This window comes from Acinetobacter calcoaceticus, assembly GCF_051947995.1.
In the GTDB taxonomy this organism is placed as follows: domain Bacteria; phylum Pseudomonadota; class Gammaproteobacteria; order Pseudomonadales; family Moraxellaceae; genus Acinetobacter.
Window position 1 is genome coordinate 173,730 of record NZ_JBLVVH010000004.1, and the last position, 14,341, is coordinate 188,070.

Annotated in this window: 11 protein-coding genes; 8 read left to right on the forward strand and 3 right to left on the reverse strand. The window is 43.5% G+C overall.

The window, feature by feature from the left end; all coding sequences use genetic code 11:
* Positions 1-637 precede the first annotated feature (637 nt).
* Both blaOXA and ACNQO6_RS09510 read left to right on the forward strand, forming a co-directional pair.
* Positions 638-1,474 carry an OXA-294 family class D beta-lactamase gene (blaOXA, locus tag ACNQO6_RS09505; protein ID WP_440208963.1) on the forward strand — a complete coding sequence of 279 codons (837 nt, stop codon included), beginning with the start codon at positions 638-640 and terminating at the stop codon, positions 1,472-1,474.
* A 529-nt stretch (positions 1,475-2,003) separates the two neighbouring features.
* Positions 2,004-3,725, forward strand: coding sequence for a GGDEF domain-containing protein (locus ACNQO6_RS09510; protein ID WP_440208816.1), 1,722 nt, complete (start codon positions 2,004-2,006; stop codon positions 3,723-3,725).
* A 17-nt stretch (positions 3,726-3,742) separates the two neighbouring features.
* Here the strand turns inward: ACNQO6_RS09510 and ACNQO6_RS09515 are convergent, their stop codons facing one another.
* Both ACNQO6_RS09515 and uvrA read right to left on the reverse strand, forming a co-directional pair.
* The gene (locus ACNQO6_RS09515) at positions 3,743-4,597 is read right to left on the reverse strand and encodes an AbiJ-NTD4 domain-containing protein (RefSeq protein ID WP_440208817.1); all 855 of its coding nucleotides are present in this window, start codon (positions 4,595-4,597) and stop codon (positions 3,743-3,745) included.
* A 109-nt stretch (positions 4,598-4,706) separates the two neighbouring features.
* Positions 4,707-7,538, reverse strand: coding sequence for an excinuclease ABC subunit UvrA (gene uvrA / locus ACNQO6_RS09520; RefSeq protein WP_440208818.1), 2,832 nt, complete (start codon positions 7,536-7,538; stop codon positions 4,707-4,709).
* Between the two features lie 244 nt (positions 7,539-7,782).
* On the opposite strand from uvrA, the gene ACNQO6_RS09525 reads away from it, so the two are divergent.
* From ACNQO6_RS09525 to ACNQO6_RS09540, 4 genes are all read left to right on the forward strand, one after another.
* A complete protein-coding gene (locus ACNQO6_RS09525; RefSeq protein WP_440208819.1) occupies positions 7,783-8,385 on the forward strand; it encodes a TetR/AcrR family transcriptional regulator in 603 nt (200 codons plus the stop codon).
* Between the two features lie 4 nt (positions 8,386-8,389).
* Positions 8,390-9,367, forward strand: coding sequence for a zinc-binding dehydrogenase (locus tag ACNQO6_RS09530; protein WP_440208820.1), 978 nt, complete (start codon positions 8,390-8,392; stop codon positions 9,365-9,367).
* Between the two features lie 68 nt (positions 9,368-9,435).
* Positions 9,436-9,789, forward strand: a complete 354-nt coding sequence (locus tag ACNQO6_RS09535; RefSeq protein WP_343581726.1) for a DUF1304 domain-containing protein — start codon at positions 9,436-9,438, stop codon at positions 9,787-9,789.
* A gap of 318 nt (positions 9,790-10,107) precedes the next feature.
* Positions 10,108-10,839 (forward strand): hypothetical protein, encoded by a 732-nt coding sequence (locus ACNQO6_RS09540; protein ID WP_440208821.1) that lies wholly within the window; start codon positions 10,108-10,110, stop codon positions 10,837-10,839.
* 37 nt (positions 10,840-10,876) lie between these two features.
* Here ACNQO6_RS09540 and tenA read toward each other — a convergent pair whose 3' ends face one another.
* Complete coding sequence (gene tenA / locus ACNQO6_RS09545) at positions 10,877-11,557, reverse strand: thiaminase II (RefSeq protein WP_440208822.1); 681 nt, start codon at positions 11,555-11,557, stop codon at positions 10,877-10,879.
* Between the two features lie 172 nt (positions 11,558-11,729).
* Between tenA and ACNQO6_RS09550 the strand changes: the two genes are divergently transcribed.
* Positions 11,730-12,812, forward strand: coding sequence for a DUF475 domain-containing protein (locus tag ACNQO6_RS09550; RefSeq protein ID WP_343581261.1), 1,083 nt, complete (start codon positions 11,730-11,732; stop codon positions 12,810-12,812).
* 157 nt (positions 12,813-12,969) lie between these two features.
* Complete coding sequence (locus ACNQO6_RS09555; RefSeq protein WP_343581262.1) at positions 12,970-14,331, forward strand: MFS transporter; 1,362 nt, start codon at positions 12,970-12,972, stop codon at positions 14,329-14,331.
* The last annotated feature ends 10 nt before the right edge of the window (positions 14,332-14,341 follow it).

Below are 14,341 nucleotides of genomic sequence, written 5' to 3' on the forward strand. Positions count from 1 at the left end.
TGAGCAAAATGTGATTTGCTGTTGTTTAAAAAGTGAACATTTAATCGGGTTGTTGTCAACCATTTATAAATCATATATCTAACAAATAGATAAGCTTATATTTTGTCTTTTAATAGAATGTAATAGGTATGTCGTAAATAAATAGTTTAATTGGTTTGTTCGATTATTGTAATCGTTTTTTTCGTTAAGATGAGTCTTTATTCTGTCATAAAAAGGAACTTAAAAGCGTGAGCTAAAATGGCCTTATTTCGATATTGTGCGATGGGGTATGCAAAAAAAGGCGACGCTCAGCGTAAATTAATATAACCCAAAATATCCGATAAGTCTGATTTTTAATAACCAATTAACAAAAACGATTGGAAATTTAATTCCGATCTATTTAATCAACTTTACTTTTCGAGAAGTAATTCACATAATACTGAGCAAGAGGTATCTAATTTGCATTTTAATATCTCATAACATTTTCTTGAGTATTCTGATGTTTTAAACATCAATGTTTTACTAGCTCGGCTTTCCCCAAGGCTGAGCTTTTTTTTGTCTGCAATGGCCCATTCTGTCTAGTAAATAACGCTACAGTATAGATACATGAAAAAGCTTATAGTCATAGGTTCTTTCTGTGTTGTTCAATTTTCTAGTCATGCCGAAAAAATTAAAATTACTCGCTCTATATGTAGCTGTGATGCCCTCGATCACACTGTTGGGCTGCCAAAATATTCAGCCACACGTTCAAACTTTAGTCGTGCAGAAACAGACTGAAGATCAGATTGCAACTGCATTTGAAAATATCCAGACTTCAGGTGTACTGGTCACTTATGATGGCAAAGCTATTCAAACATATGGCAATGCGCTTAACCGGGCCGATCAGCGTTACATTCCTGCTTCCACCTTTAAAATGCTGAATGCCCTGATTGGTATCCAGCATCATAAGACTTCACCGAATGAAGTGTTTAAATGGGATGGACAGAAGCGGGCATTTACCAGTTGGGAAAAAGACTTAACTCTGGCAGAAGCCATGCAGGCTTCTGCTGTGCCTGTATATCAGGAACTGGCTCGCCGTATCGGTCTGAAATTAATGGCAAGTGAAGTAAAACGAGTCGGGTATGGTAATCAGTCGATTGGGACGCAAGTCGATAATTTCTGGTTAGTGGGACCTTTAGAAATTACGCCTGTGGAGGAAGTAAAATTTGCCTATGCCTTGGCGAAAAAACAACTTCCATTTGACTCATCGACCCAGCAACAAGTTAAAGATATGTTGCTGATTGAGGATGTTCAGGGAACTAGAATCTATGCCAAGAGCGGATGGGGAATGGATGTAAACCCTCAAGTCGGATGGTGGACGGGTTGGGTGCAACAACCGAACGGTCAGATCACTGCATTCTCACTGAATATGGAAATGAAAAAGGCAGAACATGCAGAAGCACGTAAAGCTATTGTGTATCAGGCTTTACAACAACTGGGCCTATTGCCCCGATAATATTAAAAAAAAGACCCAGCTTTTAAGATCAAGCTGGGTTCGAAAAAGGATGTTTCACATTGGGGAGAAAACATCCTTGAGGGTTTCTGTTTAAAAGAAAGAATCTTGGTGTTTGATGAAATTATGTTCTTTGGAAAGTAATTTGTGAAATTGATAATTTTTATTTTAAAGATAGGGTTTCTCGATTAAAAAAATCGAGGATAGGTAAACTGAAAGATAAGATTAGATGATCTAATTCGATAAAATAAACCTTCAGATGTGATCTAACTTTTTGACTTTTATCATTAATATAATAATTATTAAACACGGTAAATATAATTTTATACAGGAAATATAAATAAAAACTATTCTCAATAAATAATCTTAGATCTTATTGTTTGCTTGTAAAAGTGGAGAATCTCTCTGTAGTAGATTAATACGCACAGAAAACTCTGCATAATCGTGGTAGTGTGATTTAAAATTCAGGTAAAATTATTATCTGTTGAAAATGCAATCGAGATCATTTCTTGAAAAAGTGTAAGGTGTGTTAATGGGGCAACACTTGAAAAGCTCGAAATTACGTTCTGAGCAAATTAGTCGTCGCCTGTTTCTCTGCATGCTTGTGATTATTTTTTCTATATCCTATCTTTCCATTCCTTTAATTATTAATAGTTATCAAGAGTATATAAGAACAAATCAAACACTGACTGAAATTATTAGCCTACGTAGTCTGGTTAAGACTGCGAATACAATTTCCAGAGAGCGTGCCCCTTCAAATAAGCTGATGTCGAGCCAGCCACAAGATAGGGCTAAAAATCGTCAGGAATTGCTGGAATACCGTAAGCTTGTCGATACGCAAATTGATCGAACCATAGAGATCTTAAAACATAATGGTTTTGGCATGATTGCCGAAGACTTAGATACAGATTTGAAGACCAAACTTGCTCAGGCTCGAACTGTGGTGGACGCGTATGCAGATACCCCAAAGTCTCAGAGAACATCGATCCAGTTTGATCGCGCTATTCTCTCCATGTTTGATGTCTGGGATGAAAGTCGTGAACTTTTAAAATGGTTGATGGTGCAGTCGAATAGTAAAAATAGCAAAATGTCGAACTATTTTACCTCCATTCTGATTTTAACCGATATGCGGGATCAGGCGGGGCGGGTCGCTTCAAATATTATGGCACCTGTGACATTTGACGAAAAAATTTCTGATGAGAATCGGGCACGTTCATTACAGACTCAGCATCAGGCTATTTATCTTTGGGGCCTGATTGATACCATCCAGCCAGAACAATCAAAAACACCTGAATATGTCCGGTTATATTTACGGGTAAAGACCGAATTTCTAGATAAAGGACTACCCATCATTGAGCAGTTACTGGATGAAAGTAAAAATCATCAGGCTTACTTTATTTCAGGAACGCAACTGACCGACCAGATGGTCGGAAAATTCACCACTGTCATGGATTTGCAGAATTATATTCTGGACGACAGTATTGCGGTTGCAGAAGATCAAAACCGGCGTGCAAAACTGCAATTTATCTTTACCCTGTGTATTTCCAGCTTATCGTTGCTCATCGCTATCTTTACCATGATTTATGCCAAGCGCAGGGTCTTCGGTCCTCTAATCAATGCACGTAATATGATTCTGCGTCTTTCGGGCACGTCTGATGAACTGTCGCAAATGCGGAAAAACAAGGAGGAGTTTTTTTCGTTGTTTGAAGCCATCGATAAACTTAAAAGGATGCTGAAACAGCGCGACACCATGGAGTTACAACTCAAGCAAATTGCGAACTCTGATGTACTGACAGGCGTGGCAAACCGACTGGCATTAGAAGAATATATTGCTGCGCTGGAAGCCCAACCTGAGGGATTGTCTCAAACTTGTGTGATCGCGATTGATATTGATAATTTCAAGTTCGTGAATGATCAGTATGGGCATATTGTTGGTGATCAGGTGATTACCATGATAGCGGATCAGCTTAAACGGCATGTACGGGCTGCTGACCTGATCGTGCGTTATGGTGGCGATGAGTTTCTTATTGTGCTGGAAAATATTCAAATGGAAGCAGCCAAAGCAATCGCAGAGAATATTCGTTTAGGCGTTAGTAAGGAAAATATTATTCTTTCGAGTCTCGCGGAGGAGATAAAGGTATCCGTGAGTATCGGGGTTGCGATCGGGGCAAATAGTTGGTTAGCGCTGTTAGAAAAGGCCGATCAGTCGCTGTTAAAAGCCAAGGCAAAAGGGAAGAATGTAGTGGAGGGGTAAACTCTCTTACCCCCAACCTATTTTGTCTTCTCAATTAAATAGTTTATGAAGTTTGTACAAGAAACTAGCATGAACTTAGCATCGATATAAGATAAATTCGACTCTTCTAGCATTGCATGGCGTATACCATCACTATCCGAGGCATAACCATAAAGTTGGCTTAAACTACTTTTAAGAGCAGCATGTAAACCATATCTCTCCTCAATGATTTTGAGTGCTTTACCCAAAGTATTTTTATCTTCCTGAGTGATAATTTTACAGATTGATTCGACAGCGCTAATTGATTCTTTAATCGAATTTCTGTAATCAGGGTTCTGACGATCTGACATAAGCTTTAATGCCTGATTTAAGTGCACTTGAACACCAGAATATTGGTCAGTGTTTTCTAATGCTTCTTCAATGGATTGAATTTCTTGTTCGGAAGTTATTTGAACAAGTAAACCATTTACAAGTCTATATGCAGAAGACTCTTGTTCTAAAATAATAGATATATTTTTTACTAGTTGGGTATAAGATTTTTGATAATATGTGCGATTGGTAAAAGGGTTTATAAGTATAAACTCTAAAAATTCATAAATTGAAAACCATTTCGCATCAAAAATATTTTGCTTAATTGTCGTAATATTTTTCCGTCGGTATGGATCAATATAGACACTACTCATATCATCTACAGGTAATTTACAAAAATTACTCCAGATATCTTCGACTAGATAAGAGTAAATCTCTGCCTCTTGGTTTGTATTTTTTTCATAGCTTTTTAGAAATTGAGTATAAATTTCAGACCAAATTCTATTCCTTAAATCCTCTGTCATTTTATCAATTAGTAAGGTCTCACGAACTGTTTTAAACCCATATCTTTCTGAAAATTGCATTATTTTCCTCAGAACTTCTTCTTATTAAATTTTACAGTGCATTACCCCTCTTATTAAAAGAGGGGGGATTTCTTGCTTTTTTATAGTAAGTTTAGTGTGGGAAAATCCATCACTTCAACATCGGCTTCAAGAAACGACCTGTATGTGAAATCTCAACCTCGGCGACCTGTTCAGGTGTACCTTCGGCAATGATTTGACCACCACCAGAACCACCTTCAGGACCTAAATCAATCACCCAGTCAGCGGTCTTGATCACATCCAGATTATGCTCGATCACCACAATGGTATTCCCCTTATTGCGGAGCTCGTACAAGATATCGAGTAACTTGGCAATATCATGGAAATGCAGACCTGTAGTCGGCTCATCCAGAATATATAAGGTTCGACCTGTATCACGTTTTGCCAACTCACGTGCCAGCTTCACCCGTTGCGCTTCACCGCCAGAAAGGGTAGTTGCAGCCTGACCCAAACGGATATAGCCCAAGCCCACCTGAGTTAAAGTATCTAAACGACGATGAATCACCGGAATGGCACTAAAGAACTCCGCTGCATCTTCCACCGTCATTTCCAAGACATCAGAAATGTTCTTGCCTTTATAACCGACTTCTAAAGTCTCACGGTTATAACGCTTGCCATGACAGGCATCACAAGGCACATACATATCCGGCAGGAAGTGCATCGCCACCTTGATCATACCGTCGCCTTCACATGCTTCACAGCGGCCGCCTTTGACGTTAAAGGAGAAACGGCCTGCGCTATAACCACGCGCTTTGGCTTCCGGTGTTTGAGCAAATAACTCACGAATCGGTGTGAATAAACCGGTATAGGTGGCAGGATTGGAGCGTGGGGTACGCCCAATTGGACTCTGGTCGATATCCACCACTTTATCTAAATGTTGTAAGCCATCAATTGAATCGAACTTCTCGGCAGTTAGCGTGGTTGCGCCATTCAGTTGAGTCGCTGCCAACGGCAATAAAGTCCGGTTAATCAAGGTTGATTTACCCGAACCAGACACCCCGGTGATACAGGTCATGATGCCTAAGGGAATGGTTAGATCAACATTCTGCAAGTTATGTCCGCTGGCACCAGATAGCTTAATGACTTCATCCGGACGAGGAGACTGGGTACGTTGTTTCGGTACTTCAATTTTTAACTTACCTGACAGATATTGACCTGTCAGTGAGTCGGCATGATCTGCCAGTTCTTGATAAGTCCCTTCGGCAATTACGGCACCGCCATGAATCCCTGCACCTGGACCAATATCAATAATATGGTCAGCGGCACGGATGGCATCTTCATCATGCTCAACCACAAGTACGGTATTCCCCAAATCGCGTAGGCGAATCAGGGTTTGCAACAGACGGTCATTGTCACGTTGATGCAGGCCAATTGAAGGTTCATCCAGCACATACATCACGCCCATGAGACCTGCGCCGATTTGAGAAGCCAGACGAATACGTTGCGCTTCACCACCTGAAAGGGTTTCGGCTGAACGGGCCAAACTCAAATAATTCAGGCCAACGCTGACCAGAAAGTGTAAACGCTCACGAATCTCTTTAAAGATTTTATCGGCAATTTCACCTTTGGCACCTTCAAGATTCAGGTCCTGATAATAATTTTCTGCATCACCAATCGACATTTTAGTGATTTGAGCGATGGTCTTATCTTTAACACGAACATGACGGGAAATTTCATTCAAACGTGAACCGCCACAAGCATCACACGCTGCATTCGACAAGTATTGCGCCAGATCATCACGGACATAATTCGATTCAGTCTCGCGGTAGCGACGTTCCAGATGCGGCAAGATGCCTTCAAAGGCTTGTACACGGCTGTGCTTACGACCACGCTCATCAATATAACTCAGGTCGATTTTCTCTTTGCCGGTGCCTTGCAGGAATTTCTTTTGTGTATCTTTATCGAGTTTGTTCCACGGTTCATCCAGATCGATACCAAAATGATCCGCGACTTTTTGCAGCATGGTGTAGTAATACGGACGCTGTCTATCCCAGCCACGAATCGCGCCTTGACTGATCGAAACCTCTGGGTTGGGAATCAGTTTATCAGCACTGAAATGGCTACGGGTCCCGAGACCATCGCAAACAGGGCAGGCACCGAAGGGATTGTTAAATGAGAACAGGCGTGGTTCCAGTTCAGCGACGGCACGATCACACTCAGGACAAGAATGCTTAGCCGAGAACACACGTTCCGGATGTTCACCATTCATCCAGGATAACACCGCAATATCGCCACCTAGACGTAGTGCAGTTTCAAACGATTCTGCAATCCGGTTACCCAGATCATCACGTACTTTAAAGCGGTCCACCACCACTTCAATGGTGTGCTTTTTCTTTTTGTCCAGCTCGGGTGGTGTATCGATATCAATGATTTCACCATCGACACGGGCACGAACAAAACCTTGACCCTGTAACTGTTCAAACAGTTGGGTGTACTCACCTTTACGCTCCCGCACTACAGGTGCAAGCAGCATCAAAGCAGTGCCTTCTTCCAGACTCTTGACTACATCGACCATTTCCGAAATGGTTTGGGCCACCATCGGCAGGTCATGTTCAGGGCAGTAAGGCGTACCGACACGCGCGTAGAGCAAACGCAAATAGTCATAAATTTCAGTAATGGTTCCCACGGTTGAACGTGGGTTATGACTAGTCGACTTCTGCTCAATGGCAATCGCAGGCGATAAACCTTCAATCGAATCGACTTCCGGCTTCTCCATTTGTGACAGGAACTGGCGTGCATAGGCCGACAGAGATTCGACATAACGACGCTGGCCTTCGGCATACAAGGTATCAAAGGCCAAGGATGATTTTCCTGAGCCAGAAAGTCCCGTAATCACCACAAACTTGTCACGTGGAATATCGAGCGACACGTTTTTTAAATTATGGGTACGTGCGCCTCGAATACGGATATGACTTTGACTCATAAATACATCTCAATAAGCTGAACATGAAAACATGTATATGATAACGATTTAAAATTGTTCAAGTGGTATAAAAACATTTAAAACGACAAATTGTGACGGTTAATGAACTGGTTCACATTTGTCTTATGCAGTATGCCTTGTATTTTTAGCATTCAATACCGCGGATTACTACTCATAAACAGAGAGAGAATAAAAATACATAAGTTACTAGACGACTGGTCTAATATTAATTTATAGTATGCCTATGAAACGATCAGCTAAAAGTGAAGCCACACGACAACATATTCTCGATACCAGTTTTGAACTGGTGTTGCGTAAAGGTTTTGTCGGAGTGGGCTTGCAAGAGATTCTCAAGACCTGTGATGTCCCGAAAGGGTCGTTCTACCATTATTTTGCTTCTAAAGAAGCCTTCGGCTGTGCCTTACTGGAACAGTACATGGCGGACTATAAAGTTCGGGTCGAGCAGCTTTGGCAGCAGACGGAACAAAATGCCTATGCGCGTTTGATGGCGTTATGGCAGGCCTGGATTGATGATCCTATATATGGCAGCTGGGCCGAGAATTGCCTGATTGTGAAATTAGGTGCAGAGGTGGCCGATTTATCGGAGGACATGCGTGAAATTCTCAATCTCGGTGTGCATCGACTGACGCAACGTGTGGCCTTGCTACTGCAAGAAGGGCAACAACAAGGCTCCATTCCAATGCACATTGAACCATTTAAAACGGCTCAGGTGATGTATCAGTTATGGCTGGGTGCGGCCCTGATGAGCAAATTAGCCCAAGACAAAGCACCGCTACATCTGGCCTTGGAAACCACACAACAGCTGTTACAACCGATTAAGGAATAAAAAGATGCAAAGTATTATCCATCACAGTTTTGGTGAACCTGCTGAGGTGTTACAGCTGGCAGAAATGCCGCGACCTGAACCGAAAGCCGGCGAAGTTCGTATTAAAACCATCCTGTCTCCCATGCATAACCATGATGTCTGGACTGTGCGTGGTAGCTATGGCTATAAGCCTACACTGCCAGCCATTGGGGGCAGCGAAGCGGTGGGTATCGTCGATGCGGTAGGTGAAGGCGTTGATCAAAGTAAGTTAGGACAACGTGTGGCAGTTGCTGGTGTACATGGCAGTTGGGCAGAATATTTTATTGCACCGGCACACGCTATCATTGCTTTAAATGATGCCATTGATAATGAAACAGCAGCTCAATTGATCGGCATGCCGATCAGTGCCTTGATGCTGCTGGATTTTGTCAATGTACAGCCGGGTCAATGGCTGATCCAGAACACCGCCAATGGTGCGGTGGGAAAAACGGTTGCCATGATCGCTCAGGCGCGTGGACTGCAAGTCATTAATCTGGTTCGTCGTAGCGATGCGATTGTCGAGATGCAGGCCCTTGGCATCCAGCATGTGGTGGCAACGGATCAGGATGATTGGAAAACAAAAGTCAAGGCCCTCCATGCAGATCAGCCTTTAATTGCGGGAGTGGATTCCATTGGTGGCAGTGCCAGTGGTGAAATGTTGAATTTGCTGAGTGAAAATAGCCTGTTGGTTTCCTTTGGTAGCATGACTGGGGAAACCATGCAGATCTCGTCAGGTGACCTGATCTTTAAACAGGCGACGGTAAAAGGTTTCTGGGCCAGTGTGGTGAGCAAAGAAATGCCAGCAGAACGCAAAAAGGCATTATTTGTCGAACTCCTGACCTTGGCGGCGCAAAAGAAACTGATTCTGCCTGTTGAAGGCGTATTTGGCTTTGACGAAATTCAAACGGCAGCGCTCAAAGCCACACAGGGTGCCCGTCAAGGTAAAGTGTTGTTGAAGCCATAAATTAAAAAGCAATGACCAGCCGAGCGGCTGGTTCAGCCCGATGTTGTTATTATAAAAAGGATAATCAGATGCTTGGACAACTGCTCATTGGACTTATCGCCTTATTACACGTCTATATTCTCGTGCTGGAAATGTTTTTGTGGGACAAACCCTATGGTTTGAAAGCCTTTGGCAATAGTCTGGAAAAAGCACAGCTCACCAAAGTGTTGGCACAAAATCAGGGACTATATAATGGCTTTCTTGCAGCCGGTTTATTCTGGTCATTGCTGGCACCTGAGAGCTATGCCATTGCGATCGCCAATTTCTTTTTGGGCTGTGTGTTGATCGCTGGCATCTATGGGGGGGTAACCGCCAGCAAGAAGATTATTTACATTCAGGCCATCCCCGCATTCATTGCTTTAATTGTGGTGAATGTTTTTTAGCCGAGAGGTATCAGTAGGCAACGGGATGGATTTATGTTTTAATGCGCCCAGTTTGAGATGAGCCTCATACAGTATATCGGACGATACGATATACGACTAAGCCCCTTAATTGGGGCTTTTTTATGTCTGTATTTCAGGGCAGGACCTCTTGCAGGCAATCCGCACAGGGTGATCTTGAACCAGATTGGGAACTAAGGATAACAGAATGCTACAAGCTGTCATTTTTGGTCATCCTGACAGAAGAAAATCAGGAATTATCTTCTGTAGTATCAAATAAATAAATTAAAATGAATAACATAGAACACATGAGCAATAATAATGTTAAGAAAACTGATGGTACTGGGGTGGGGCATGTGTCTGAGTTTAAGTCTCATGGCACAGGAAACAAAAATTATTGGGTTTGATCAGGTCTTTAATTTAAATCACGATGAAGTGTATGAGTTGGAGCTGAAAAACCTAAATTCGGGCGCACAGCTCTGGACCGCCTTTTATCTGGTCGGTGTGCCCAAATCTGCCTCGAATAATAGTCAGGCCGATTTTGTGGTGACAGGTGAAGGCATGATTAATAAGGCGCATCCTGCCAATCCGACAGAGCGGGTGAATCTGGTCGCAAATCATTTACCGGTCCGCCAGAACTATTCCTTTCATGAATTTGAAGATCTGGTGGATGAGATTGAGGAGCAAACCGGTAAAAACATACAAGACCCGGTCTTGGGTACAACTGATAATGTGCGTGTATATGGCCAGATTATGGACTGGATTCCGGAATATAACTCCAGCACACCTGCCAAAATCAGTTTTGGGATTGCCAACCCGCAGGACTTCGAAATTAAAGCGGCTTATGTGGTGATTGGCGAGGCAGAAAAAACACCGCAATTACTGGCGCTGGACATTCATCCGCTGGATACCCAACAGCTTGAGCAGTCGTTTCAGGAGAAAAGTCATCGTCAGCAATTCAATATTGCCCGATTTGAAGCCAAATTCCTGATTTTCCTGACCCTGCTGGGGGCCGCTATTTTTCTGAACTGGGGCAAATGGCGTAGAAACTAGCTTTGCTCATAAAAGAAGGAGGCGTATGCCTCCTTGGTTATGGATTTATCTGATCCAGACCTAACCATTGACGTTGTTGATAAGCACTATCCCAGAATAACCACTCCAGTTTTGCCCCCATGGTATAGGCCGCATGCATTTTGGCTAGGGTGTCCGCATCACAGCGAGCAGCGACTTTATCTATGGTCGCAATCACATTCCGTACGGCCGTGTTAAATTCTTCGCCCGCATAGGTGTCGATCCAGGCCTGATAAGGATTATTATCAACAGACTGGCTGATAATGTCTTTGCCCACTTCGGCATAAATCCAGAAACATGGCAGCAAGGCAGCCAAAATGACAGGATAGCTTTCAGACCACGCCGTTGCCGTCAGGAAAGACGTGTAATGATGGCAGGCCAGAGTCAGTGGTGTGTTTTCAAACTCGGCCTTGCTGACATCAAACTCCTGCATAAAATCATGATGCAAACTGCGTTCTACAATAATGGCGATTTTTGCGGCTTCTGAAAACTGAATCACATCATCGGCATCATAGGCTTTTGCCGCAGCCACAGCCAATGCCCGACCATAGGCCAGTAAGTAGTGCGCATCTTGAATCACATAATGACAAAATATCTTGCGATCTAATGTCCCTGCTGCAAGTTCCTGATTAAAAGGTAATGCTAATATTTTTTGATATAAGTCTTGATTGCGTTGCCATACATCTTGAGAAAACGTCATGGATTGAACCTATTAAAAAACATGGTAAATATTGCTGTCAGCACTATAACAGAGTCTGCCGGAGATAAAATTTTCTTCAAAATAAGTGCAACAATCTTTTGTCTATTTCAATGCAAACTCGCCTACAATAGACACATTTTTATAACCCGACTATTTGAATAAAAGGCTGCTCATGAAGCATTTTCGTTTCTCAATTTTCTTTACGGTGGTGTGTCTTGCACTATCGGCCTACTGGGGCTATACGCACGGCCCTGAAGCAGGCGTAGCTACCATGCTTAAAGCCTTGACCATTACTGCGATTCTGGCGGTGATGGAAGTTTCTTTATCGTTTGATAATGCGGTAGTAAATGCTTCGGTGCTACGTGGTTGGGATCATTTCTGGAAAATGATTTTCTTAACCGTAGGGATTCTGATTGCCGTATTCGGTATGCGTTTGATTTTCCCTGTAGTCATCGTGGCCGTGACTGCGGATATGGGCATGATTGAAGTGGCAAAACTGGCCCTCAATGATCCAAAAACCTATTCCGAACGTTTAATGGCCCATCATGCTGAAATTTCAGCCTTTGGTGGTACTTTCCTATTGATGGTGTTCTTAAACTTCTTCTTTGACGATGGCAAAGAAACCCATTGGTTTAAATGGTTAGAAGCCAAACTGGCACATTTGGCCAGTGTACCTGCGATGTCGGTTTTCCTTGCCCTGATTGCAATGATCATCATGGCGGCAAACGTCGATGAATCGGTGCGTCTGGCGGTCACCATGGCAGGAATCTGGGGGATTGTGGTGTACATCGGTGTTCAGGTGTTGAGTCATTTATTGGGTGGCGAACCTGAAATTGATGATGAGGGTAATGCTGTCACCCATGATTCAAATGGTGCTGCTGCGGGTGTGGTCAAAGCCGGTTTTGGTGGTTTCCTTTACCTTGAAGTGCTGGATGCCTCATTCAGTTTTGATGGTGTGATTGGTGCCTTTGCGATTACCAGTGATGTGGTGGTCATCATGCTCGGTCTGGCGATCGGTGCGATCTTTGTCCGTTCGATGACCATTTATCTGGTCGAGAAAGGTACTCTGGATGCTTATATCTTCCTGGAACATGGCGCACATTATGCCATTGGTGCCTTGGCCTTTATCATGATTGCCAGCGGTACCGGCTTACATGTTCCTGAAGTGGTGACTGGCCTGATCGGGGTGGCCTTTATTGTCTGGGCGGTGATTGCTTCGATTCAGTACAGCAAGCGGGAACAACAGGCTTCTTAAGCTTGTTTTCAGCTTGAACAGCTATGTTAAATAAAGGAGCGATATTCGCTCCTTTATTTTTCCTTGAAGAAAGATTGTGATTTTCATGATCTAACTTACAACCTTTGCAGGCGAATGGCTTATAATTCGCTGAGCCCGTTATAGTGTCTTATCAACAATGAATGCTTTAGAACGCCGTTCAACCTTTGCCTTAAGTAGCATTTTTGCCTTACGCATGTTGGGCTTGTTCATGATTATTCCTGTCTTTTCAGTGGCAGGACAATCCTATCAATACGCCACGCCAGCCCTTATCGGTCTTGCGGTCGGGGTATATGGCTTAACCCAGGCAATTTTACAGATTCCATTTAGTTTGCTGGCAGACCGTTTTAGCCGTAAACCGCTGGTGGTGCTTGGCCTGTTGCTGTTTGCAATCGGTGGGGCAATTGCGGGTTTGTCGGACACCATTTATGGCGTGATTATCGGTCGTGCCATTGCCGGTGCCGGTGCCGTTTCAGCGGTGGTGATGGCATTACTGGCGGATGTGACCCGAGAAGAACAACGGACCAAAGCCATGGCTGCGATGGGCATGAGTATTGGCCTGTCTTTTGTGGTGGCGTTTAGTTTGGGGCCGTGGCTGACCAGTCTGGTCGGTATTTCGGGGCTATTCTTTGTGACCACGATTATGGGGCTGGCGGCCATTTTGATGTTGCTGTTGGTGCCTAAAGTCACCCGTCATCATCGAAACTACCAGCAGGGCTATCTGAATCAGCTCAAGCAAGTGATCCAGATGGGTGAATTGAATCGCTTGCATGTCTCGGTGTTTGCATTGCATCTGTTGCTGACCGCTATGTTTATCTATGTGCCTTCACAGTTGATTGAATATGCACAAATTCCATTGGCGAAGCACGGATTCGTCTATTTGCCGCTGTTGCTGATCAGTCTGTTCTTTGCGTTTCCAAGCATTATCATTGCGGAAAAATATCGCAAAATGCGGGGCATTTTTCTTACTGCCATTGCGGGAATTATTGGCGGCCTGTTGATCCTGATTTTTGGCTATGAATCAAAATACGTGTTACTGGCTGGATTAGGCCTGTTCTTTATTGCATTTAACGTGATGGAAGCCTTATTGCCGTCATGGTTGTCCAAGGCTGCGCCGATCCAGTCCAAAGCGACTGCGATGGGGGTCAATGCCAGCAGCCAGTTCCTCGGCGCTTTCTTTGGCGGTACCTTGGGCGGGCAACTTTTGATGATGCAGAATACTGCGCTCGGGTGGAGTGTGCTGACCGGGATTGCTATAATATGGCTGCTGATTAGTTTTGGGTTGGCACAGCCAAGATATCTGTCCTCAATTGTATTGCCTTTACCTCAGACGGTACAAACAGACGAATGGACTTCAAAACTTTTGGCAATTCGTGGTATTGAAGAAGTCGTGGTGATGCCTGAGCAACAAGTTGCTTATATTAAAGTCGATAAACAGTGCATTGATGATGCTGGACGACAAGATTTAACGCACTTGATTGGCAAAGAGGTAGCCATTTGATCATAACTCT